At 62.7% G+C, this 22,334-nt stretch carries 20 protein-coding genes; 14 read left to right on the top strand and 6 right to left on the bottom strand.

Features of this window, described 5'->3' with window-relative positions; translation table 11 throughout:
* Positions 1-159: 159 nt before the first annotated feature.
* Positions 160-1,944, bottom strand: coding sequence for a GTPase (locus tag EZI54_RS07975; RefSeq protein ID WP_131480782.1), 1,785 nt, complete (start codon positions 1,942-1,944; stop codon positions 160-162).
* Positions 1,945-2,254: 310 nt separating this feature from the next.
* Positions 2,255-3,286 carry an EF-P beta-lysylation protein EpmB gene (epmB, locus tag EZI54_RS07970; protein ID WP_131480780.1) on the bottom strand — a complete coding sequence of 344 codons (1,032 nt, stop codon included), beginning with the start codon at positions 3,284-3,286 and terminating at the stop codon, positions 2,255-2,257.
* 45 nt (positions 3,287-3,331) lie between these two features.
* Here epmB and efp point away from each other — a divergent pair, with 45 nt between their 5' ends.
* Complete coding sequence (gene efp / locus EZI54_RS07965; protein WP_131480778.1) at positions 3,332-3,907, top strand: elongation factor P; 576 nt, start codon at positions 3,332-3,334, stop codon at positions 3,905-3,907.
* A gap of 7 nt (positions 3,908-3,914) precedes the next feature.
* The gene (gene epmA, locus EZI54_RS07960; RefSeq protein WP_131480776.1) at positions 3,915-4,895 is read left to right on the top strand and encodes an EF-P lysine aminoacylase EpmA; all 981 of its coding nucleotides are present in this window, start codon (positions 3,915-3,917) and stop codon (positions 4,893-4,895) included.
* Here epmA and asd read toward each other — a convergent pair.
* Positions 4,892-5,749: an archaetidylserine decarboxylase gene (asd, locus tag EZI54_RS07955; RefSeq protein WP_131480775.1), complete on the bottom strand. Its 858-nt coding sequence runs from the start codon at positions 5,747-5,749 to the stop codon at positions 4,892-4,894. The genes epmA and asd overlap by 4 nt on opposite strands.
* Before the next feature lie 5 nt (positions 5,750-5,754).
* Positions 5,755-6,570, bottom strand: a complete 816-nt coding sequence (locus EZI54_RS07950) for a sulfurtransferase (RefSeq protein ID WP_131480773.1) — start codon at positions 6,568-6,570, stop codon at positions 5,755-5,757.
* A gap of 248 nt (positions 6,571-6,818) precedes the next feature.
* Here EZI54_RS07950 and motA point away from each other — a divergent pair, with 248 nt between their 5' ends.
* Both motA and motB read left to right on the top strand, forming a co-directional pair.
* Positions 6,819-7,670, top strand: coding sequence for a flagellar motor stator protein MotA (gene motA / locus EZI54_RS07945; protein ID WP_131480771.1), 852 nt, complete (start codon positions 6,819-6,821; stop codon positions 7,668-7,670).
* Positions 7,671-7,709: 39 nt separating this feature from the next.
* Positions 7,710-8,669 (top strand): flagellar motor protein MotB, encoded by a 960-nt coding sequence (motB, locus tag EZI54_RS07940; RefSeq protein ID WP_131480769.1) that lies wholly within the window; start codon positions 7,710-7,712, stop codon positions 8,667-8,669.
* A gap of 3 nt (positions 8,670-8,672) precedes the next feature.
* On the opposite strand, the gene rsgA is transcribed toward motB, so the two are convergent.
* The gene (gene rsgA / locus EZI54_RS07935) at positions 8,673-9,707 is read right to left on the bottom strand and encodes a small ribosomal subunit biogenesis GTPase RsgA (RefSeq protein WP_131480767.1); all 1,035 of its coding nucleotides are present in this window, start codon (positions 9,705-9,707) and stop codon (positions 8,673-8,675) included.
* A 137-nt stretch (positions 9,708-9,844) separates the two neighbouring features.
* Between rsgA and orn the strand changes: the two genes are divergently transcribed.
* Positions 9,845-10,390 (top strand): oligoribonuclease, encoded by a 546-nt coding sequence (gene orn, locus EZI54_RS07930; RefSeq protein ID WP_131480765.1) that lies wholly within the window; start codon positions 9,845-9,847, stop codon positions 10,388-10,390.
* On the opposite strand, the gene queG is transcribed toward orn, so the two are convergent.
* On the bottom strand, positions 10,384-11,448 hold the full coding sequence (gene queG / locus EZI54_RS07925; protein WP_131480763.1) for a tRNA epoxyqueuosine(34) reductase QueG: 1,065 nt from the start codon (positions 11,446-11,448) through the stop codon (positions 10,384-10,386). The genes orn and queG overlap by 7 nt on opposite strands.
* A gap of 107 nt (positions 11,449-11,555) precedes the next feature.
* On the opposite strand from queG, the gene EZI54_RS07920 reads away from it, so the two are divergent.
* From EZI54_RS07920 to hflC, 9 genes are all read left to right on the top strand, one after another.
* Entirely contained in the window at positions 11,556-13,109 is a 1,554-nt protein-coding gene (locus EZI54_RS07920; protein WP_131480762.1) for an NAD(P)H-hydrate dehydratase, read from the top strand.
* A 57-nt stretch (positions 13,110-13,166) separates the two neighbouring features.
* On the top strand, positions 13,167-13,682 hold the full coding sequence (gene tsaE, locus EZI54_RS07915; protein WP_131480852.1) for a tRNA (adenosine(37)-N6)-threonylcarbamoyltransferase complex ATPase subunit type 1 TsaE: 516 nt from the start codon (positions 13,167-13,169) through the stop codon (positions 13,680-13,682).
* 35 nt (positions 13,683-13,717) lie between these two features.
* Complete coding sequence (locus EZI54_RS07910) at positions 13,718-15,061, top strand: N-acetylmuramoyl-L-alanine amidase (RefSeq protein ID WP_131480761.1); 1,344 nt, start codon at positions 13,718-13,720, stop codon at positions 15,059-15,061.
* A 93-nt stretch (positions 15,062-15,154) separates the two neighbouring features.
* A complete protein-coding gene (gene mutL / locus EZI54_RS07905; protein ID WP_131480759.1) occupies positions 15,155-17,047 on the top strand; it encodes a DNA mismatch repair endonuclease MutL in 1,893 nt (630 codons plus the stop codon).
* On the top strand, positions 17,047-18,057 hold the full coding sequence (miaA, locus tag EZI54_RS07900) for a tRNA (adenosine(37)-N6)-dimethylallyltransferase MiaA (RefSeq protein WP_131480757.1): 1,011 nt from the start codon (positions 17,047-17,049) through the stop codon (positions 18,055-18,057). The genes mutL and miaA overlap by 1 nt, the downstream gene beginning before the upstream one ends.
* Before the next feature lie 180 nt (positions 18,058-18,237).
* Positions 18,238-18,486 carry an RNA chaperone Hfq gene (gene hfq / locus EZI54_RS07895; protein ID WP_123632609.1) on the top strand — a complete coding sequence of 83 codons (249 nt, stop codon included), beginning with the start codon at positions 18,238-18,240 and terminating at the stop codon, positions 18,484-18,486.
* Positions 18,487-18,627: 141 nt separating this feature from the next.
* Positions 18,628-19,923, top strand: a complete 1,296-nt coding sequence (hflX, locus tag EZI54_RS07890) for a ribosome rescue GTPase HflX (RefSeq protein ID WP_131480755.1) — start codon at positions 18,628-18,630, stop codon at positions 19,921-19,923.
* Between the two features lie 164 nt (positions 19,924-20,087).
* Positions 20,088-21,275 (top strand): FtsH protease activity modulator HflK, encoded by a 1,188-nt coding sequence (hflK, locus tag EZI54_RS07885; RefSeq protein ID WP_131480753.1) that lies wholly within the window; start codon positions 20,088-20,090, stop codon positions 21,273-21,275.
* Positions 21,276-21,277: 2 nt separating this feature from the next.
* A complete protein-coding gene (gene hflC, locus EZI54_RS07880; protein ID WP_131480751.1) occupies positions 21,278-22,162 on the top strand; it encodes a protease modulator HflC in 885 nt (294 codons plus the stop codon).
* The last annotated feature ends 172 nt before the right edge of the window (positions 22,163-22,334 follow it).

The following is a 22,334-nucleotide window of genomic DNA, read 5'->3' as shown; positions in this document are numbered from 1 at the left end:
GGTAGCATTGGCCGGAGCCGTTCGCGTCGGTGATTGTGTTGCCGAGCGTAACCGGACGTTGTTGAAAGCGTTGCCCCGCGCCCCGTCCGCACCCCGGTGGGTACCAGCCCAATACTCCGGGGAACGGCCTGTCGGGAGCAGACTTGCCGATTGTGCAGCTTACAGGGAAGGCCAGAGAGAGTCGAATTCGTCTTCGCTGGTATTCGGGCCCGAGCGGCCGGTGGTCGGGGTGTCGACGCTCTGCAGGCGCAGTTCGAACTGGCTGATGCTACCCGTTGCCGAGATTCGTTTGGACAACTGGCCATTGTCTTCCCTGTCCCCCTGGCGCAGGACAATCCGGCTGCCCTGCTGGAACGGCAGGCGCGGCGTGATCAGCGTGGCCGGCTGACCGATAACGGCGACTTCCGGAAGCAGCAGGCCTCGCAGGAACTCGCTGCTGTTACCCACTTTCTGGATCAGGCGCACACCGCAGGGCGTGGCGCTCGGTGCCAGCAACTCGACGCCGATCTGGGTGCCTTGCTGGCGCAACTGCCGGATCCAGCGGACCACGGCCACGCTCCAGGGATGAGACGGCTGTTCACGCACGGCCAGTACTTCGCCGGCCTGCAGGGATGGCGGCATATCGCTGGTCCAGGACACGCAGTACCCGCCGGGACTGGTGTTGATCAGCGGCGTCCTGTAGGTTTTCGGGGCGCTGCCGCCCTCGTCACGGGTGCCGGCGCGGGTCCTGAAGTTGATGGGGGTGTCCGCCGAGGGCATGAAGTCGCCGGTCGGCGCCGCATCATGGGCGCCGGCCCAGGCGTCGTTGTTGCGTTTGGCCCGGGCGATGAAGTAGTTCTCGTCGTCCTCCATGCTCGCGCCACTCTCGATGAATGTCTTGAAGGTCTCTTCGCCGGCAATATAGTAGTGTGCAGCGCTGAGACCCACGGCCACCTGCAGCTCGCCCTGAGTCGCAATGCGCTTGAAGTTGCGCTTGGTCAGCACGCCGAAGGCCTGGGACAGGTGCGCAAGCAGGTTCTCTGAAACGCTGGACGGTACCGGCAACGCGTTGCCTGCAGGCCTGTCCTTCTCGTTACGGCGGTTCTGGTACTCGGTGATATCCGCGGACAGTTCAACCGTGTTGAAGCCGAAACAGTCGCCGGTGCGTTCTTCCGGTCCCAGCAGACTGGCGTAGATCGGTGCCGCGTCCCGTTCCATGTTCACCACGAACAGGGCGTCATCAGTGGCTTCCTGGGTGCAGGCGGTGCGGTCGGTCCAGCACTCGAACAGTTCGTACGCCTGGACCAGTTCGTTCTGGCGCAGTTGATTGGGCCGGGCGCATCCCAGCAACAGCAACCGCTTGTAGGCGTCAGCAATGCTGCTGGACTGGCGATGCATCAGGTTCTCGTCCTCGACCTGCTCATCCTGCAGCTTGTTGCGCAGCGCAAACCGGTAGACCCGGTGGCATTCGAGCCAGCTTCGGGTTGGGCTGGGGCAGTAGAGCTGGTGCGCGCGGAGGATGGTCTGGCCCAGGTCGGTAATGATCCTGTGGCAGGCGGTGGCAACGGTCTTGCGGTTCCTGTCGATAGCGCCGCTGTCCAGCAGTTCGATCAGCGTTGTCTTGTAGCCGTTGGCCAGGTGCAGTTGCAATGCCTGGGACAGGTTGGCAATCTTGCGCTGCTTGTCGGGCAGGGCGATGGCGAGCCCCAGATAATGCCGGGACAGTTCCTTGCACACGAAATTGATCCGGTGGCGAATCAGTTCGAGCAGGGCCAGCCGCTGCTGGGGCGCAATGATCAGCTGGTTGAGCTCGATGATGGCGTGATACAGCTGGCGGGACGTCTCGCCGATGTTGGCCACAGGCAAGGCGCCGACCCACTTGCCGAAGGCCTTGGGCGTTGCATCGCAGAAGGACAGATTGGCTATCTTCTGTTCCGGTAGCGTAAGCTCGGGTTTTAAAGTCATACCTTCCGTTTGCCCCCCTGCCGTGGGCGTATGGGCGTTTGCACCGTCCTTTGATGCGTCGCTTTTGTTGGCGTTTCTCAGCTTTGATGAGCGGCGAGAAAAAGACCGGAAATACATATCTTTATATACCTCACCACGACTTTAAAATAGCAAAGGCCTTTCACAAAGCCAGAATCGTGCAAGTTGACATTGTTTGACAAAAAAGTTGGTGCATTGCTCCGAATGCCCATGATTCAAGGGTTTTGCGACGCTTTTGCGTACACTCCCGGCGGTTGAAACGCGTATCCGATTGTCGATTTTTCGACAAGAGTCACAGATTCAGCGGTGTCTTGCTCGCCTCGCCGGGAATCTCCCGAACCAGTCGGGGAACGAGGAAACCGGGCAGGCGCGTCAGCAGCGCGCGAACCAGTCGCCGGGCCCGTTCGTCGCTGACATCGAAATGCGCCGCGCCCGCAACCGGGTCAAAGGCATGCAGGTAGTACGGGAGAACGCCGGCGGCAAACAGGGTTTCGCTGAGTTCGGCCAGCGTATCGGCATCGTCGTTGACCCCCTGCAGGATCACGCTCTGGTTCAGCAGTGTGACACCTGCCTCCTGCAGCCGGCGCATGGCCAGCCGGACGGCGTCGTCAATCTCCCGGGGGTGGTTGATGTGGACCACCACGACCTTCTGCAGCGGCAGGCGAGTCAGCCAGGCCAGCAGCCGGTCATCGACCCGCTGCGGAATGACGACCGGCAGGCGGGTATGAATGCGCAGGCGCTTCAGGTGCGGGATGGCGGCCAGGTCAGCGGCCCAGTCGGCCAGACGGTTGTCGTTCATGGCCAGGGGATCGCCGCCGCTGAAGATGACTTCATTGATTTCCGGGCTTGTGTGCAGGGTTGCCAGGGCCTCTGCCCGCGCATCGGGCGACAGCCGATTGTCGGCATACGGGAAATGGCGCCGGAAGCAATAGCGGCAGTTGACGGCGCAGGTGCCGGTGACCATCAGCAGTGCCCGGCTGCGGTATTTCCGGATCAGACCCTGCTGCAGGGTGTGCTCGGCCTCCGCCAGCGGATCCGTAACGTAACCCGGCGCCGGCCGGCTTTCCGCGTCCAGCGGCAGGACCTGGCGCAGCAGTGGATCGTCCGGGTCACCGTAGGTCATGCGCTGGATAAACGGCCGGGGAACCCGGATGCCAAATAGCCGGTCGCCCGCGCGGGCCCCATCCAGCAGATAGGCCGGCAGACCCAGTTCCCGAAGCAGGTGTTCCGGATGGTCGATCGCCCGCGCCAGCTCCTGCTGCCAGGAGAGTGCCGATTCGGTAACGTCCCGGGCTTCTACCGGGGTGGGGGTTCGCTGTATCATGAGCCCCTTTGAATTTCCAACAGCGATTTTTCAGGTGAGATTTTCATGGCTTCGTATTCTACCAATGAATTCCGCGGTGGTCTTAAGGTTTTGCTGGATGGCGACCCCTGCGTGATCCTCGAGAACGAGTTCGTCAAGCCCGGCAAGGGCCAGGCCTTCAACCGCGTCAAACTGCGCAACCTCATGACCAACCGAGTCTGGGAGCGTACGTTCAAGTCCGGTGAAAGCCTGGAAGCGGCGGACGTCATCGACCAGGAGATGGAATACCTCTATACCGACGGCGAATTCTGGCACTTCATGGCGACCGACGGTTCCTTCGAGCAGCACCCGGCCGATGAGAAGGCCGTGGGTGACACTATGAAGTGGCTCAAGGAGCAGGACGTTTACACTGTCACGCTTTATAACGGCACGCCCCTGTCCGTCACGCCACCCAACTTTGTCGAACTGGAAGTGGTGGATACCGATCCGGGCATGAAGGGCGATACCGCCCAGGGTGGCTCCAAGCCGGCAACCCTGTCCACCGGCGCCGTGGTCAACGTACCACTGTTCATTACCATCGGCGAAGTGCTGAAAGTGGATACCCGTTCCGGCGAGTATGTCAGCCGGGTCAAAACCAGCTGATCCGGTTATGTCCCGGGAAACGGACTGGCAGCCTACGGCTTCCCTGGCCGCCCTGCGTGAGCGGGCCGGGCTGCTGTCCTACCTGAGGCAGTTCTTTTCGGCCCGTGGTGTGCTGGAGGTGGAAACTCCGCTGCTGGCCCGTCACGGCGTCTCGGATCTCCACCTTGACTGTATCACCGCGCAGCCTGGCCCGGCGTCCGATTTTACGGGCGGTATGGCCTATCTCCAGACCTCTCCGGAATACCATATGAAACGCCTGCTGGCGGCGGGTAGCGGGGCCATCTACCAGGTGTTCCGTGCCTTTCGCGATGGCGAGCGCGGCGTGCGCCATAATCCGGAATTCTCACTGCTGGAATGGTATCGGCCGGATTTTGACGACCAGGCCCTGATGGACGAAGTCGGTGCGCTGGTATGCGGCTGGCTGGGCATCGATGCGCCGGGGCGGCTGACGTATCGCGAGGCCTTCCTGCGGCACGTCGGTCTCGATCCTTTCACGCTGCCGCTGGAGGAGCTGCGCGATGCGGTTTCCGGCCGAGCCGGTAACCCGGCCTTTGCGGACGACTTCGACCGGGATACCTGCCTGGATTTCCTGATGAGCCATGCGGTTGAACCTGCGCTGGCGGGTGAGGGCGCCGTGTTCATTCACGACTATCCGGCCAGTCAGGCCGCGTTGGCGCGTACCCGGGATGTTGACGGATACGCGGTGGCTCACCGGTTCGAGCTGTACCTGGACGGGCTGGAGCTTTGCAACGGGTACTGGGAACTGACGGACGCGGCAGAGCAGGCTCGTCGCTTTGATGTGGATAACGCCCTGCGCCGGGCACGCGGCAAGCCCGAGATGGCTGCGGATGACTACTTGCTGTCGGCGCTCCGGCACGGTTTGCCGGCCTGTGCGGGGGTGGCCCTGGGGCTGGATCGCCTGCTGATGTGCAAGCTGGGAACGCGGGACATCCGGGATGTCGTTGCGTTCCCGATTGAACGGGCCTAGCTGGCCTTCGAGCCGATCCGCCGGCCCATGCGCAGTCGCGTTTCCGGGCCCAATCCGTCCGACCACCGCATGACATCCTTCGGGAGCAACAGGATGACGGTGGAGCCCAGCCGGAAACGTCCCATCTCATCCCCCTTGTCGAACCGGATGGGCTTGTCGGCGCTGTAGTCCACGCTGGAAACGCCGTCCGTGCCCGGTGCCACCACCCCGGCCCAGGTGGTCTCGACGCTGCCGACAATCATTGCGCCCACCAGCACCATCGCCATCGGGCCCCATGCCGTATCGAACAGGGTGACGACGCGTTCGTTGCGGGCAAACAGGTTGGGCACGTTGGCGGCCGTCACCGGATTCACGGAGAACAGGCGGCCGGGTACGTAAGTCATTTCCTTCAGGGTGCCGGCCAGGGGCATGTGGATGCGGTGGTAATCCTTTGGTGCCAGGTAGATGGTGGCGAAGGCACCGCCGGCAAACGGCCTGGCGCGCTGCTCGTCGCCGCCCAGCAACTCGGTCAGGTTGAACGACTGGCCCTTGGCCTGGAAGATGCGTCCCTCCTCGATCGTGCCGAGTTGGCTGATGGCGCCGTCTACCGGGCTGGTCAGCGCTTCCGGCGCGTCATCGACCGGGCGCAGTCCGGGCTTCAGGGCACGGGTGAAGAACGCGTTGAAGGTGGCGTAGGATGCGGGATCGGCGTCGACCGCTTCGCTCATGTCGACGCCATAGCGCTCGATGAACCAGCGGACGACCCGGTTCTTCAGGGCCGGCACCTGATCGTTGTCGGCCAGTCGTCCGGCCAGCCGTGACAGCCCGAGTTGGGGGGTCAGGTACTGGCTCATCACAAAGAGCTTGTCTCGCATTGGTTCTAGATCTCCACAGGTGTGTCTGGATGGTTGCCCCATTCGGCCCAGGAGCCCGCATAGGCGCGCACCACGGGATAGCCGAGCATCTTGGCCACCAGGTAAGTCAGGCCGGACCGGTGATGGGTCTGGCAGTGAGTGATCAGGGTGTCCGCCGGCCCGATACCCTGGCTATCGAGCAGGGCGCGTATTTCATTGGCCGGGCGCAGGCGAAGATGACGGGCCGGGTCCATCACCCGGGTCCACTCCAGGTTACGGGCTCCGGGAATATGACCGGCCTTGGCGGCCGCGATACGGGTGCCGTGGTACTCCTCGGGTGAACGGGCGTCCCAGATCACGCGATCTTCCGCGTCCAGGCCGTTCAGGACTTCCTCCAGGGTGGCCGTCGGCTCCGGTCGCACGACAATGGGGTAGTGGCCCGGGGCCGGTTCGGGAATGTCGGTGGTCAGCGGCCGTCCTTCGGCGTCCCAGGCGTGCCAACCACCATTCAGGTAGCTGTAGCGGGCATGGCCGATGCAATCCAGCAACCAGATGAAGCGTCCGGCCCAGCCGCCGCCTTCGTCGTCGTAGACCACCACGTGGGTGTCCGGTGTCATGCCTATGCGGGTTGTCAGCGCCTGCAGCGCCTCGACGGTCGGCAGCTTGCCCGGTGCCGGCGGGTAGCCCAGCAGCGTTTCCTGGGGGTGGACGTAGACGGCGCCCGGCAGGTGTCCGCCCACATAGCGCTCCGGATGGCACAAGTCGATCAGCAGGAGGTTTTCGCCGGCTTCCAGCAGGGACTCCAGGGCATCCGGTTCGATGATCAGGGGCGGCGTCGGCATAGGCGTCTCGTTCGGCCGTTGAGGGGGTTGGGCGCATCTTAACAGATTGAACGCACGACGGGTGGGGCGGCATTCCGGACTGGGTACGCCGTTTTTTTCGCGATACTTTCAGGCTCTTGCTATGATTCCCGAAAACCAGAAACATCTCAGTCGACTTTTAAGCGCGTCCTGTTTGGAGGTGGAACCAGTCTCCAGGCGGAGCGGTTTGTGCCGGCGGGCAGGCAGTTCAGGGAGCAGTTTTAACCGATATGGCTTTAATACTCGGTGCGATTATCGTTGCCGCCTGTGTGCTGGGCGGATTCGTGTTGGCCAAGGGCCAGTTGATGGCGCTGTGGCAGCCGCTGGAAATCCTGATTATCTTCGGGGCGGCGACCGGTGCCTTCATCATCTCCAACCCGATGCATACCATCAAGGAAACCATAACCGGTATCCTGCGCCTGATCACCGGGTCACCGTTCAATAAAGCGTTCTACCTGGACCTGCTCAGCATGCTGTACGACCTGTTCGACAAGTCGCGCAAGCAGGGGGTCATGGCCATTGAGGAGGACATCGACAACCCCGGCGAGAGCCAGATATTCACGCGCTACCCGGCGGTGATGAAATCGCCCAAGCTGCTCGCCTTCGTGACCGACTACATGCGCATCATCAGTGCCGGCAACATGGCGCCCCATGAACTTGAAGGCCTGATGGACAACGAACTGGACAATCGTGAGCACGAACTCCATGAGCCCTCCCACGCCCTGGCCAAGGTAGCCGATGCCCTGCCGGGGCTGGGTATCGTGGCGGCGGTGCTGGGGATCGTGATCACCATGAGTCTGCTGGGCGGGCCGCCCGAAATGATCGGGCACAAGGTGGCCGCGGCGCTGGTCGGGACGTTCCTGGGTATTTTCATGGGTTACGGTTTCGTCGGACCGACGTCCACCGCTATGGAGCACCAGGCCCAGTACGAGCTGCGGGCGTATGAATGCGCCAAGGCGGCGATCCTGGCGACGGTCGCCGGGCAGGCACCGCAGATGGCGATCGAGTTCGGCCGCAAGGCATTGCCCAGCGACAAACGCCCGGGTTTCCAGGAACTGAACGATCATGTGCGTTCCAAGTAACCATACGGCATCCGCCGGAACGGGGCACTGAGGTCAGTCGTGGAAGAGCAGCCGATTATCGTCAAACGCGTCAAGAAGGTGTCCGGCGGGCATCATGGTGGCGCCTGGAAAGTCGCCTTTGCCGATTTTGCGACCGCGATGATGGCCTTCTTCATGGTGTTGTGGCTGACCATGACGGCGACGCCCGAAGAGAAGCGGGCGATTTCCGGATACTTCAAGGACCCTGTGGGTTACATGGAGGCGGCCAGCCGCAACCCGATCGATCTTGGGGGCAGCGCATCGGTGGTGGAGTCGACCAGCGAGGATGTGGCGGATTCCCAGATCAAGCTGGAAGACCAGACCATCGAGGAGATGGCCGATACCCTTGAGCAGAAGCAGATGCAGCAGCTGTTCCAGGATCTCAAGGAGCAGATTGAAAAAAGCGAGACCCTGCAGAAGTTCAAGGACCAGCTCCTGATCGACATTACCGACGAAGGGCTGCGGATCCAGATCGTCGACCGCTCCAAGCGACCCATGTTCGATAGCGGTAGCGCCCGCCTGAAATACTATTCCCAGGACATCCTGTTCGAGCTGGCCAAGCCCCTAAGCCAGGTCAATAACAAGCTCAGTATTACCGGCCATACCGACTCCACACCGTTTGTCGGACGACCGGGCTACACCAACTGGGAGCTGTCGGCAGACCGGGCGAATACGGCGCGGCGTGCCCTGGTGGCCGGTGGCGTGCGGCCGGAACAGATTGGCCGTGTGGTGGGGTTGAGTGATTCGGTGCTGTTCGACAAGGATCATCCCCAGGCGCCGGTTAACCGCCGGATTGCCATTATCGTGCTGAACAAGAAGACCGCGCAGGAAATCCAGTCCGACTCCGGCGCCAACGCCACGCCGATAATCGATCTGACGGCGCCGACCGAGGAAGAGTCCCAGGACGCCCAGAAGCAACTGGAATCCGGCGACTGGTTCAAGCAGCCACCGGAACCGGATGCCGGCGAAGTGAACTGGTAATCCTTACCAGTCCGAATTCTCTATCTCGGTATAGATGCGGCGGAAACTCTGCATGCGCTCCGGGCTGATCTCCCCTTTTTCCTCGGCTTCCAGCAGGGCGCAGCCGGGCTCTGCCTGATGGCGGCAGTTGCGGAAGCGGCAGGTGCCGATCAGGGGGCGGATTTCCCGGAAGCCGTATTCCAGGTGTTCCACACCCATATGCCAGAGTCCGAATTCGCGGATACCCGGCGAGTCGATCAGGTTGCCGCCGCAGTCCAGGTGAAACAGGCGGGCTGTGGTGGTGGTGTGGACGCCCTTGCCGGTGCTCTCCGACACCGCCCCGATCCGTATGCTCTCGTCCCCCAGCAGTCGCCGGATAATGGAGGATTTGCCGACGCCGGACTGGCCGACGAAGACGCTGGTCCGGGTTTTCAGCAGGTTGTCGATGGTGTGATCGTCTTCCGGTGCCCGGTGGGCGGAGGTCTGCTCGATCTGATAGCCGAGGCGGGCATACCGGTCGAGCAGTGCCGCGACGCTGGCCCGGTTGGTGTCGTTGATCAGGTCGGTCTTGTTGAGCAGCAGGACTGGCCTGATGTCGCAGTTTTCCGCGGCCACCAGGTAGCGGTCGATCAGGTTGTCGTGGGGCTCCGGTTCCGGTGCAATGACAAGGATGATCTGGTCGATATTGGCCGCGACCGGTTTGAGCTGGCCGAACTTGTCCGGGCGCTGCAGCAGGTTGTCCCGCTCCTGCTGGGCGACGATAACGCCCAGGTCGTTGGAGCCCGGCCGCCAGATCACCCGGTCCCCGGTGACCAGCGATCCCAGGTTGGCGCGGACATGGCAGCGGATCACCTCGCCCCGGTGTTCGCCTTCAAGCGCCTCGACATCAATCTGCTTGCCGAAGTGGGCGATGATCAGGCCGCTTTGCTCGTCCCCGAGTTCGCCGGCCTGCAATTGGCGGTCGATATCCCGATCCCGCCGCGAGGCCCGCGCCGCACGCTCTCCCTGGATCTTCTCGATGCGCCATTTCTGCTGCCTGTTAAGCCGACGTTTTGCCATGGAGTCCGTCTTTGTCCGCTGGATTTCTGCCTGTCCGGGCAAGTGTGCCATCATAGCAGCGCCTGGATGGCGCCGATTATACGGGGCCGGGGCGTCGCATTCACACTGTCATCGCACTTTCTGCAGGAGTATCCCTCATGGCTGCAACCGACCGGCTGGTCTGGATCGATCTGGAAATGACCGGGCTGGATCCCGACAAGGAGCGCATTATCGAGATCGCGACGATTGTCACCGACGCCGATCTGAACACGATTGCCGAAGGGCCTGTGATTGCCATCCATCAGCCGGATAGCGTGCTCGACGCCATGGACGAATGGTGCACCCGGACCCACGGCGAGAGCGGCCTGACCCAGCGGGTCAAGGACAGCACCGTGTCGGAAGTCGAGGCGGAACAGCAGACGCTGGAATTCCTGGCCGAGCACCTGGAAAGGGGGCAGTCACCCCTGTGTGGCAACAGCATTGGCCAGGACCGTCGTTTCCTGGTGCGTTACATGCCGGCGTTGGAGGCTTTCTTCCATTACCGCAATCTCGACGTCAGCACCATCAAGGAGCTGGCCCGTCGCTGGCGGCCGGACGTCCTGGAGGGGGTTAAAAAGAAGGGGGCGCACCTGGCGCTCGACGACATCCGCGACTCCATCGAGGAGCTGCGGCACTACCGGGAGCATTTCTTCCGCCTTCAGTGAGGCTCGACGTCGTGGCGGCGCAGTGCCCAGTGTACGTGCTCCCGGACCAGGGCGGACGGATGGTCGGCCCGTTTCCTGAGCGCCTCGACGACCGGGATGGTCGTGGGCGCATTACCCAAGCCCACTGCCAGGTTGCGTAGCCAGCCCTCGTAGCCGGTGCGGCGGATGGCCGAGCCTTCGGTCCGTTTGAGGAACTCCTCCTCGGTCCACAGGAACAGCTCGGCCAGCTCGCTGTTGTCGAGGTGATGCCGTGGCTGGAAGTCGTCCTTGTCGGTGGGTTTGCTGAACTTGTTCCAGGGGCAGACCAACTGGCAGTCGTCGCAGCCAAACACCCGGTTGCCCATTTTGGCGCGCAGGTGTTCGGGAATCGACCCCTTCAACTCGATGGTGAGGTAGCTGATGCAGCGCCGGGCGTCGAGTTGGTAGGGGCCGTCGAACGCGGCGGTGGGGCAGACGTCCAGGCAGGCCGAACAGCTACCGCAGTGTTCCGTTGCAAAGGGTTCATCGACGGGCAGTGGCGCGCTGGTAAAAATCTCCCCAAGAAAAAAGAACGAACCCGCCTTCGGGTGGATCAGCATGGTGTTCTTGCCGATCCAGCCCAGCCCGGCGCGCTGTGCCAGGGCCCGTTCCAGTACCGGTGCGCTGTCGACGAATGCCCGGTGGTTGTGGCCGGCCAGCGCCTCGTCGATGCGGTGGGCCAGTTGGGCAAGGCGCTTGCGGACCAGTTTGTGGTAGTCGCGTCCCAGCGTGTAGCGGGAGATGTAGGCTTTCTCACGGTCCCGCAGCACCGTTGCCGGACTGTCCGGCGAAGGCAGGTAATCCATGCGCACCGAAATGACCCGTCGGGTGCCGGGTACCAGCTCATCGGGCCGGAAACGCTTGGAGCCGTGGTCGGCCATGTAGCTCATTTCACCGTTCATCCCGGCGTCCAGCCAGGCCTTCAGCCGCGCGCCATGGGGGCCGGTATCGGCATCGTTGATGCCGACGGCCTGGAAGCCGAGTTCATGGGCCCAGTCCCGTATCCGGTCGGCCAGGTTGTCGAGGGTTGCGGTTAACATTGATTAAGTTATGACCTTTCGGCTCATTTTGCTATGCTTAACAGGCGTCTGGCCGGATGAGTTCAACCGGATTCTGTTTATTGGATCATGAGGTGACGGATAGCCCCATGTGTGCTGCTAACGCCAGTTTACCAGAGAGCCTGTACGCTGCGGATGGGGTGCGGGCGCTCGACCGTTGTGTCATCGACGATTTCGGCACGCCCGGATTCGAATTGATGCAACGGGCGGCACGCTCGGCGTTCCGCCAGTTGGCCCGTCACTGGCCTGATGCCCGGCAGGTGCTGGTACTTTGCGGCGCGGGCAATAATGGAGGCGATGGCTATCTGGTCGCTGCCTCGGCCCGGCGCCAGGGACTTTCGGTGCGCTGCCTGGCGGTGGCGGACCCCGCCAGGCTCAAGGGCGATGCGGCGACGGCCCACGAGTCGGCCCGGGAGGCCGGCGTGGCCATCGAGCGTTATGACGGTTCATCACCGGCGCTGCTTGGTGACGCCCTGGCTGAAGCCGATGTGGTGGTGGATGCGATGTTGGGGACCGGAATTACCGGTGCCTTGCGCTCGCCTTTTGACCAGGCAATTGCCGCGGTTAGAGAGAGTGCCAGGCCGGTCCTGGCTATCGATGTGCCCTCAGGTCTTGATGCCACCACCGGCTGGATCGAGACCGATGCGGTAAGTGCCGCGGTTACCGTGACGTTCATCGGGTTGAAGACGGGACTGCTCACCGGCCAGGGTCCGGATGTGGCTGGCGAGGTGGTCTTCGACGACCTGGGGGTGGATCCCGCGACCTATGACCGGGTTCCCGCTGTCGCCTGCCGCGCCGACTGGAATACCGAGGCACGTCATGTGCCGGTGCGGCGCCGCGGTGCCCATAAAGGGGATTGTGGCCGGTTGCTGGTGATCGCCGGCGAACGGGGCTTTGGCGGTGCGGCGCTATTGGCGGCGGAAGCCGCTGCCCGTACCGGAGCGGGGCTGGTGACGCTGGCGACCCGACCGGAACATGTCAGTGCGGCGCTGTCGCGGTGTCCGTCGTTGATGGTGCACGGCCTGACCCATGGCAATGAACTGGATGCACTGCTGGCGAAGGCCGATGGCATCGTTTTCGGCCCGGGTGCCGGGCAGGGTGCCTGGGGCCAGCAGATGCTGCAGCGGGTGATGGCGTTCGAGGGGCCTGTGCTGATGGATGCCGATGCTCTCAATATGTTGTCCTCGCGAGCACCGGGCAAACATGACAACTGGATCCTGACGCCCCATCCGGGCGAGGCGGCCCGCCTGCTTGGGGTGGCCAATGATCGGGTCAGTCGCGACCGGATGGATGCCATCGCCCAACTGGAACAGCGCTACGGTGGCGTTGTCCTGCTCAAGGGAGCGGGCACGCTGGTTCTGTCCGGGAACATGGCAAGACCCGCGCTGGTGCAGGGCGGTAATCCGGGAATGGCGACGGGTGGCATGGGCGACGTGCTGTCCGGCATTATCGGTTCGCTCGCCGTACAGGGCCTGAGCCCGTCCCGGGCGGCGGTGATGGGAGCGAGCCTTCACGCCGAAGCGGCGGACCGGGCTTCTCTGGAAAAAGGGTTTATGGGATTGTTGCCGATGGATCTGATCGACCGGTTGCCATCGGTGCTCGGTGAGGTCGAAGGCGTACGGAGACCCCCGGGCGATCAATAGGTCGTACGGGACATCGTAAGCAAGAGAGTAACAAGGGGTTTGGAGGGCGTGAGCAGGGTGGGAAGCACGGTACAGGAGGATGGCCGGATCAGTGTGCGTCTGCCGGACGAGGCAGCCACCCTGCAATTCGGGGCCCTGGTGGTTCAGGCGGTCCGCGCCGCAGGCGACGGGGTGGTCCTGCATTTGACCGGCAACCTGGGAACCGGCAAGACCACATTCAGCCGCGGTTTCATCCAGGGGCTGGGGCATGCCGGCGCGGTGAAGAGTCCAACCTACACGCTGGTCGAACCCTACGAGGAACTGGAGCCGCCCGTTTATCATTTTGACCTGTATCGCCTGGGGGATCCGGAAGAGCTGGAGTACATGGGCATCCGCGATTACCTAGCCGAGGGAGCCATCTGTCTGATCGAATGGCCCGAACGGGGCGCTGGCGTGCTCCCGGAACCGGACGGCGTGATTGCGCTGTCGCTGGCCGGTGAAGGTCGCGAGGCCCGGCTCACGGCGTCAACGCCGGCAGGGCAGCAGTTATTGGAACGTTTACGTGCCAGTCTGACCAACGGTTGGCTGGCCTGAAGCTTTTGAAGGGATTGAGCAGGGTGAATCGCGGTATGCAGCATCTCCTGACCAGAATCACAGTCTTGCAGGTCCTGGCGCTCTGGCTCCTGGCGGGCAGTGTCCACGCCGAGACCAGCGTCAAGGGGGCCCGCATCTGGCCGGCGCCGGATCACACACGGCTGGTGCTGGACATGGGGGGCGAGGTGGATCATTCGATCTTCACGCTGAAGAACCCCTCGCGTCTGGTCATCGACATCAAGGACACGCGGCTGAACACCAGCCTGGGGCGGCTGGATCTCTCCGGCAGCCCGATTCAGCGTATTCGCAGCGCGCCCCGCAATGGCGATGACCTGCGGGTCGTCCTCGACCTCAAGCATCATGTCGAGCCGCGCAGTTTCCAACTGGCACCCAACGAGGAGTACGGCAACCGTCTTGTTGTCGATCTGCTGGAACCGGGCGCCCGGACGGACGAGGCGCCCAGTAAACCGGTGCTCTCCGAAGACCCCAATGGCAAGCGCGACATTATCGTGATGGTGGATCCCGGGCATGGCGGCGAGGACCCGGGGGCCAGTGGCCCGGACGGGACCCACGAGAAGGACGTGGTGCTTCCGTTGGCACGGCGGCTGCAGGCGATCATCTCGGCCCAGCCCGGCTTCACCGCCAAGCTGACCCGCAATGGCGACTACTACATCGGCCTGCGCCAGCGTACGCTCCTGGCGCGCAAGGAGAATGCGGACCTGTTCGTGTCGATTCATGCCGACGCTTTCCGGTCACCCCAGCCGCGAGGCGCGTCGGTCTTTGCCCTGTCACGGCGTGGCGCCACCAGTGAAACGGCCCGTTGGCTGGCCCGCAACGAGAACCAGTCGGACCTGATCGGCGGGGTGGGTGGTGTCTCGCTGGACGACAAGAACGAAGTGCTTGCCGGGGTGTTGCTGGACCTGTCCATGACAGCCAGCATCAATGCCTCGGTGGGGGTGGGCGATCACGTCCTCAGGAATCTCCGGCACGTCACGCACCTGCACAAGCCGGGTGTCGAGCAGGCGGCGTTCGTGGTGCTGAAGTCGCCGGACATCCCGTCGATCCTGGTGGAGTCGGGATTCATCTCCAACCCGCAGGAGGAGCGTAACCTCAAGTCGGCCAGCTATCGCAACAAGCTGGCCCATGCCATCTGGGAGGGAGTGTCGTCGTACTTTGAGGAAACCCCGCCGCCGGGAACGCTACTGGCCTGGCAGAAACGGCACAACGGCACGGTCGCCTCCTACCGTATTCGTCGGGGCGATACGCTGTCGAGCGTGGCACGGCGTAATTCAACGACGGTCAATCGCCTCAAGGAGTTGAACAATCTCTCCAGCGACGAGGTGGTGATCGGCCAGATGCTGAAAATCCCGACGTCGTAAGACGACAAAAGATAGCAAGGCGGGCCTGAGATCCGGGGCCCGACTTTGCTATGATGTGCCCTCACGTATCCAGCGAAAGGCGCATCGCATCCCATGCCCGAGATCCGACTACTCAGCCCCCGCCTTGCCAACCAGATCGCCGCCGGTGAAGTCGTCGAACGGCCTGCTTCGGTGGTCAAGGAACTCGTCGAGAACGCCCTGGACGCCGGTGCCGATCGGGTCGAGGTGGACATCGAACAAGGCGGCGTCAAGCTGATTCGTGTCCGGGACACCGGGTCCGGGATTGCCGAGTCGGACCTGCCGCTGGCGTTGAGCCGCCACGCCACCAGCAAGATCGTCGACCTGGAAGACCTGGAAGCCGTGGCGTCCCTGGGATTCCGCGGGGAAGCCCTGGCCAGTATCAGTTCCGTCTCCCGGCTGTCACTGACGTCCCGCACGGAAGACACCGACGCCGCCTCCCGGGTGGAAGTCGAAGGGCGGGATATGGACGCGCGGATCTCGCCGGCAGCCCATCCCGTCGGAACCACGGTCGAGGTGCGTGACCTGTTCTTCAACACCCCGGCGCGGCGCAAGTTCCTGCGCACGGAAAAAACCGAGTTTGGTCATATCGAGGAGTGCCTGCGGCGTCAGGCCCTGGCGCGTTTCGAGACCGGTTTTACCCTGCGCCACAACCAGCGCGCCATCCAGAGCCTGCGTCCGGCGATGACGCCACTGGACCAGGAGCGTCGTATCGGCGCCCTGTGCGGCCAGCAGTTCATCGACAACGCCGTGGTCATCGACGCGGAAGCCTCAGGCCTGCGTCTGTGGGGCTGGGTGGCGCTGCCGACATTTTCCCGCAGCCAGGCGGACCTGCAGTATTTCTTCGTGAACCACCGTGTGATCCGTGACCGGCTGGTGGCCCACGCCGTGCGGCAGGCCTATCGGGATGTACTCTACAACAACCGGCACCCGGCGTTTGTGCTCTATCTGGAACTGGATCCGGCGAATGTGGATGTCAATGTGCACCCCACCAAGCACGAAGTCCGCTTCCGCGATGGCCGGCTGGTGCATGACTTTATATTTCGGACGCTGCACCGGGCGCTGGGTGAGGTAAAACCCCAGGATCACATGCACGGCGCGGTGGCCCAGTCGCTAAGCCGCGAGGCGGGCTACGCGGGGAATGACGGCGTCCAGCCCGCACCGGTCGCCGTCAGTCCCTATAGCGCGGGTGCCGGTGGCCAGGCTTATGGCGGTCAAAAGCCAGTCGCCTGGGAGGCCCAGGACCAGATGGCCTTCTACCAGTCACTCAATGCCGGCGGTGGTACCGCGGAGACCACGACACCTGCGCCGGCAGCCGCCGTGGCCGAAGCCCCCCGGGATCTGGCGCAGCCGATGCCCACGCCGCCCCAGGACAGCGAAGCCGAACCCCCGCTGGGATACGCCATCGCCCAGCTCCATGGCATCTACATCCTGGCCCAGACCCGGCAGGGCATGATCGTGGTGGACATGCACGCCGCCCACGAACGGATTACCTATGAGCGGATGAAAGTCGCGCTGGAGGCCCAGGACCTCAAGAGTCAGCCGCTGCTGGTGCCGGTCACCCTGGCCGTCAGCCAGCGCGAAGCCAGCGTTGCGGAAACCCATGCCGAGGAGTTGCAGGCGCTGGGGCTGCAGATCGAGCGGATGGGGCCGGAAACCCTGGTGGTCCGTCAGATTCCGGCGCTGCTGCGGGGGGCGGATACCGAGCAACTGGTGCGGGATGTGGTGTCCGACCTCATGGAGCATGGCCAGTCCGACCGGGTCAAGGCCGTCACCAACGAGTTGCTGGGCACCATGGCTTGCCACGGTTCCGTCAGGGCCAACCGGCAATTGACGATCCCGGAGATGAATACGCTGTTGCGGGATATGGAGGCGACCGAGCGCAGCGGTCAGTGCAACCATGGCCGTCCGACCTGGACCCTGGTCACACTGGGCGAACTGGACAAGCTGTTCCTGCGTGGTCGCTGATGAGCCGGCATGATGAGGGTGGCCGGCCCACGGCCATCTTCCTGATGGGGCCGACCGCGGCCGGCAAGACGGACCTGGCACTCGATCTCTGTGACGCCTTGCCCTGCGATATCATCAGTGTGGATTCGGCGATGATCTATCGCGGGATGGATATCGGCACTGCCAAACCCTCGGCGGAGGAACTTTCCCACGCCCCGCACCGTCTTATCGACATCTGCGACCCTGCTGACCGGTACTCGGCAGCGGATTTCCGGGTCGATGCGCTCCGCGAGATGGAGGCGATCAGTCGCCAGGGCCGGATTCCGCTGCTGGTCGGCGGCACTATGATGTATTACAAGGCTCTGTTGCACGGCATGGCCGATCTGCCCGCCGCCGATCAGGCGTTACGCTCTGAACTGGAGGCGAGGGCGGATCGCGAAGGTTGGGTGTCGCTCCATGAGCAGCTCGGGAGGCTGGACCCGGTGGCTGCCGAAGTTATCCATCCGAATAACCGGCAACGGGTGCTGCGGGCATTGGAGGTGGTCCTGGTCTCGGGACGGCCGATTTCCGAGGCCTGGGCGGACCGCGGTAACGGGAATAACGTGGATTACCCGTATTTAACCCAGTGGCAGGCAGACGCGTCGGCGGACCTGCCGTATAATGTTATCCAGCTATCGATTGCACCGGGCAACCGATCGGTCCTTCACGATCGCATCCGGCTCCGTTTCCTGAAGATGCTGGAGTTGGGTTTTATCGATGAGGTCCGAGCCCTGCGTGCCCGCGGTGACCTGCATGTCGGATTGCCGTCGGTGCGGTGCGTGGGGTATCGCCAGGCGTGGTCATGGCTGGACGGCGATGTGGAATACGAAACGTTCGTCGAGAAAGGGATTGCGGCAACCCGGCAGTTGGCCAAACGCCAGCTCACCTGGTTGCGGAAATGGCCGGATCTTCACTGGATCGACAGCGAAGCATCAGGTTCTTTGTCCCGCGCCTTGAAAATCCTCCAGTCTCGCACCACATTGATTAAATAGCCGTGGGCTACGGTGGCCCGGGTTACACATGCCGGTCTTGAAGAGTGGCCGGTTTCATTGTTCAGGGATGGCCAACGGCGTGCTCATAACCTCCCTGACTGGAATCCCTGCAGGCGGTAAACGCAGTGGAACTCCGCTTCTACCAGACGATCTGCGATTAAAAAAAACAGGAGAACTGATATGTCAAAAGGGCATTCGTTACAAGACCCTTACCTCAATGCCTTGCGCAAGGAGCGCATTCCGGTATCCATCTTCCTGGTCAATGGGATCAAGTTGCAGGGACAGATCGAGTCGTTCGATCAGTTCGTGATCCTGTTGAAGAACACGGTGAGCCAGATGGTATACAAGCATGCCATTTCAACGGTTGTGCCTGCCCGAAATGTCCGTATCCCTCAACAGAGTGCCGGCGAGGGTGAGGGCGAAGCCTGATCCTGACGTGTTGCCGGTTTGACCGGTCGGAGCTCATGATGAGGCTGGCCGACAGCCTGCATCTTTTGCTGCCTGCCAGGGTTGATCGTCCGATCAGCCCCGGTGGGCATCGTTCATTTTTACACCCGGAGTTTTCTCTCTTTGTTCGAACGCCCTGATGTGGGTGAGCGTGCGGTGATCGTTCACCTTGAAATTTCGTCCCACAACGAGCCCGAGGATCTCGGCGAATTCGTCGAACTGGTCCGTTCTGCGGGTGTCGAAGCCGTTGATACGGTGACCGGCAGCCGCAATCAACCCAGCCCGCGGCTGTTTGTGGGCGAGGGCAAGCTGGACGAGATCCGTTCGTCGGTCCTGGCCAGTGAAGCGGATGTGGTGCTGTTCAACCATGCCCTCAGCCCCAGTCAGGAGCGAAACCTGGAGCGGGAGCTGAAATGCCGCGTGCTGGACCGTACCGGCGTTATTCTCGATATTTTCGCCCAGCGGGCCCGGACTCACGAGGGCAAGCTGCAGGTCGAGCTGGCACAGCTCGACCACATGGCCACCCGGCTGGTCCGGGGTTGGACCCACCTTGAGCGCCAGAAAGGCGGTATCGGCCTGAGAGGGCCGGGTGAGACCCAGCTGGAGACGGACCGCCGGCTCCTCCGTGCGCGCATCAAGGCCATCCACAAGCGCCTGGACAAGGTGCGCCGCCAGCGGGACCAGGGACGTCGTGCCCGTAAGCGTGCGGACATTCCGACCGTTTCCCTGGTGGGGTATACCAACGCCGGCAAATCCACCCTGTTCAACCGGATCACCACGGCCCATGTGTACGCGGCGGACCAGCTGTTCGCCACCCTGGATCCGACCCTGCGGCGGCTGGAACTGCCCGATATCGGCCCGGTCGTCCTGGCGGATACCGTGGGCTTTATCCGCCATCTGCCGCACAAGCTGGTGGAAGCCTTTCGAGCGACGCTGGAGGAGACCGCCGAGGCCTCGTTGCTGCTGCATGTGATCGATTGTGCGGACGAGCGCCGTGAAGAAAACATGGAGCAGGTGGATGACGTCCTGTTGGAAATCGGCGCCGACGAAGTGCCGGTGCTCCAGGTCTACAACAAGATTGACCTGCTTGACGATTTCAGGCCGCGGATCGATCGCAGCGAGGACGGTGTGCCCGCTCGCGTGTGGGTGTCCGCGGTAACCGGTGAGGGTATCGATACCCTGTTTGATGCCATTGTCGAGCGCTTGGCCGAAGATGTCCTGAACCTGTCGCTGCTGCTCGGCCCCCACGACGGCAAGCTGCGGGCCCTGCTGCACGAGGCGGGCAGTGTGCTCAGCGAGGAGTACCTGGACAATGGCGACGCGCAGGTGGAAGCCCGCCTGCAGACCCGTGACTGGCACCAGTTGCTGAGTCGCGCCGGGGTGCGGCCGGATCAGGTGCGCTATGCACCGGTGGAATAATTGCTTCGTATAACAGAGAGTTGCCGGTCCAAGCCTGCTACAGTACAGCCTATCGGTCTGAGCACGTCTGCAAAGGGGTGGATTCGGGCGCCTTACTGTTGCCCGGGGCCGCATTAATCCCTAGTATTTGCAGCCATTCGATGAGTTTGCGAACGGAGAAGAATATGGCCTGGAATGAACCGGGTGGTAACCGGAACGACAACGATCCCTGGGGTAGTGGGGGGCGTCGTGGTAATGATCAGGGACCGCCCGATCTGGATGAGGCGCTGCGCAAGGGGCTCGACAAGCTGAACAAGCTGCTCGGCGGCAAGAAGGGTGGTGGCACCGGCGGCGGCTCCGGCGGCGATGGCAGCAGCGGCTTCGGGGCCGTCCTGGCCATCCTCGGCATCCTGATTGTTGGTTACGTGATCTACCAGTCGTTCTACACGGTGGACGAGCAGGAGCGCGCTGTCGTGCTGCGCTTCGGTAAGTACCACACGACCGAGAATCCGGGGCTGCGCTTCAAGATCCCCATCATTGACAGTGTCACCAAGGTTCGCGTTACCAACGTTCGCACTGCGGAATCCGAGGGTCAGATGCTGACCCAGGACGAGAACCTGGTGTCCGTGGACCTGCAGGTCCAGTATCGGGTGGAAAATGCCCGTGATTACGTGCTCAACGTCCGGGATTCCAACCAGGCCCTGGCCTTTGCCACCGACAGCGCCCTGCGCCATGAGGTGGGCAGTGCCGGTCTGGACGATGTCCTGACGGAAGGGCGGGCCGCGCTGGCCATCAACGTCGAGCAGCGCCTGCAGAGCTTCCTGAAGAAGTATGGCACGGGGCTGCAGATCGTGAAGGTCAACGTGGAAAGCACCCAGCCGCCGGCCGAGGTGCAGGAAGCCTTCCGTGAAGTGCAGCGGGCCAAGGAAGACGAACAGCGTCTGGTGGAAGAGGCCGAAACCTACCGCAACAAGGTCGTGCCGGAAGCCCGTGGTCGCGCCCAGCGTCTGGTGGAGGAGGCGAACGCCTACAAGCAGGAAGTCATCGAACGCGCCAAGGGTGAAACCGCCCGCTTTGTCCAGCTGCTGAACGTCTATAAGGACGCGCCCGTGGTGACCCGTGACCGCATGTACCTGGACACCATGCAGAAAGTCTTCTCCAGCACCAGCAAGGTCATGGTGGATACGGAGGGCAGCAACAACCTGATGTACCTGCCGCTTGACCGCCTGGTTGGCAAGGGCAGCACCAGTGCCGGTGACAGCTCCTCTTCGGATTACTCCGGACCGGATACCGATATCCAGAAGCTGACGGACCAGGTACTGGATGAAATCCGGCAGCGTAACAACACTTCAACTGCGCGGAGGGGGCGTTAATCATGAGTCCTAAAGCTGTTCTCGGACTGGCTGGCGCACTGATTGTTGTGCTGCTCGTGACGTCCAGCGTATACATTATCCCGGAAACCCATCGCGGCGTGCTGCTGCGCTTTGGTGAACTGGTTGAGACCGATATCCCGGCCGGCATTCACTTCAAGGTGCCGGTAATCGACAAGGTGCGTCAGTTTGACGTGCGGGTGATGACCAATGACCTGCCGACCCGCCAGTACCTGACCATCGAGAAGAAGCCGCTCGACGTCGACTCCTACATCGCCTGGCGCATCCAGGACGTGGACGAGTTCTACCGGGCGACCGGCGGAGACGAACTGCGGGCCATCTCGCTGGTGTCGTCCCGGGTGGACAACGGGCTGCGTGACGAATTCGGTATTCGCACCATGCACGAGGTGGTTTCCGGTCAGCGTGACGAGCTGATGGAAAAGCTGGTCAACCGCATCGACAATACCGTGATCGATGAGCTGGGCGTCAAGGTGATGGACATCCGCGTCAAGGCTATCGAGCTGCCGCAGTCGGTGAGTGACAACGTCTATCGCCGGATGCGTACCGAGCGTGAAAAACTCGCCCAGGAATTCCGTTCCCGGGGGAAGGAACTGGCCGAAGGCATCCGGGCCGATGCTGATCGCCAGCGCACTGTGGTTCTGGCCGAGGCCTACGCCAAGGCGGAAACGACCCGTGGTGAAGGTGACGGTGAGGCCGCGAAGATTTACGCCAAGGCCTACCAGGGCGATGAAGAGTTCTACCGTTTCTATCGCAGCCTGACGGCGTATGAGAAGTCCTTCGCCGACAAGAGCGACATGATGGTGATTGATGCCAAGAGCGACTTCATGCGCTATATGGAAAACCTGAGTGGTGTCGGGGCCGGCCAGTAAAGGCGTCTTTGGGGCCGACCCACGAAGAAGGTAAAATAAACCGGAGCATGAGGCCATGCTCCGGTTTTTTTGTGTTCCCCAAATGTGTAGAATTGCCGGGTTTTGTGGTTCCTTTTCGTTTGCCTGACGAGGGCCTCCGGAAATCCCGATGTGCGGGCCGTTTGGGGTCGGG

It is taken from the genome of Marinobacter halodurans, assembly GCF_004327985.1.
Lineage (GTDB): Bacteria > Pseudomonadota > Gammaproteobacteria > Pseudomonadales > Oleiphilaceae > Marinobacter_A > Marinobacter_A halodurans.
Note: the sequence above shows the minus strand (reverse complement) of the source record. Positions and strands in the feature narration are given on the sequence as shown.

Bases quoted from the DNA above. Each gene is read 5' to 3' on its own strand.
- EZI54_RS07975 (WP_131480782.1), bottom strand. From the start codon at position 1,944: ATGACTTTAAAACCCGAGCTTACGCTACCGGAACAGAAGATAGCCAAT.
- epmB (WP_131480780.1), bottom strand. From the start codon at position 3,286: ATGATACAGCGAACCCCCACCCCGGTAGAAGCCCGGGACGTTACCGAA.
- efp (WP_131480778.1), top strand. From the start codon at position 3,332: ATGGCTTCGTATTCTACCAATGAATTCCGCGGTGGTCTTAAGGTTTTG.
- epmA (WP_131480776.1), top strand. From the start codon at position 3,915: ATGTCCCGGGAAACGGACTGGCAGCCTACGGCTTCCCTGGCCGCCCTG.
- asd (WP_131480775.1), bottom strand. From the start codon at position 5,749: ATGCGAGACAAGCTCTTTGTGATGAGCCAGTACCTGACCCCCCAACTC.
- EZI54_RS07950 (WP_131480773.1), bottom strand. From the start codon at position 6,570: ATGCCGACGCCGCCCCTGATCATCGAACCGGATGCCCTGGAGTCCCTG.
- motA (WP_131480771.1), top strand. From the start codon at position 6,819: ATGGCTTTAATACTCGGTGCGATTATCGTTGCCGCCTGTGTGCTGGGC.
- rsgA (WP_131480767.1), bottom strand. From the start codon at position 9,707: ATGGCAAAACGTCGGCTTAACAGGCAGCAGAAATGGCGCATCGAGAAG.
- orn (WP_131480765.1), top strand. From the start codon at position 9,845: ATGGCTGCAACCGACCGGCTGGTCTGGATCGATCTGGAAATGACCGGG.
- queG (WP_131480763.1), bottom strand. From the start codon at position 11,448: ATGTTAACCGCAACCCTCGACAACCTGGCCGACCGGATACGGGACTGG.
- EZI54_RS07920 (WP_131480762.1), top strand. From the start codon at position 11,556: ATGTGTGCTGCTAACGCCAGTTTACCAGAGAGCCTGTACGCTGCGGAT.
- EZI54_RS07910 (WP_131480761.1), top strand. From the start codon at position 13,718: ATGCAGCATCTCCTGACCAGAATCACAGTCTTGCAGGTCCTGGCGCTC.
- mutL (WP_131480759.1), top strand. From the start codon at position 15,155: ATGCCCGAGATCCGACTACTCAGCCCCCGCCTTGCCAACCAGATCGCC.
- miaA (WP_131480757.1), top strand. From the start codon at position 17,047: ATGAGCCGGCATGATGAGGGTGGCCGGCCCACGGCCATCTTCCTGATG.
- hfq (WP_123632609.1), top strand. From the start codon at position 18,238: ATGTCAAAAGGGCATTCGTTACAAGACCCTTACCTCAATGCCTTGCGC.
- hflK (WP_131480753.1), top strand. From the start codon at position 20,088: ATGGCCTGGAATGAACCGGGTGGTAACCGGAACGACAACGATCCCTGG.
- hflC (WP_131480751.1), top strand. From the start codon at position 21,278: ATGAGTCCTAAAGCTGTTCTCGGACTGGCTGGCGCACTGATTGTTGTG.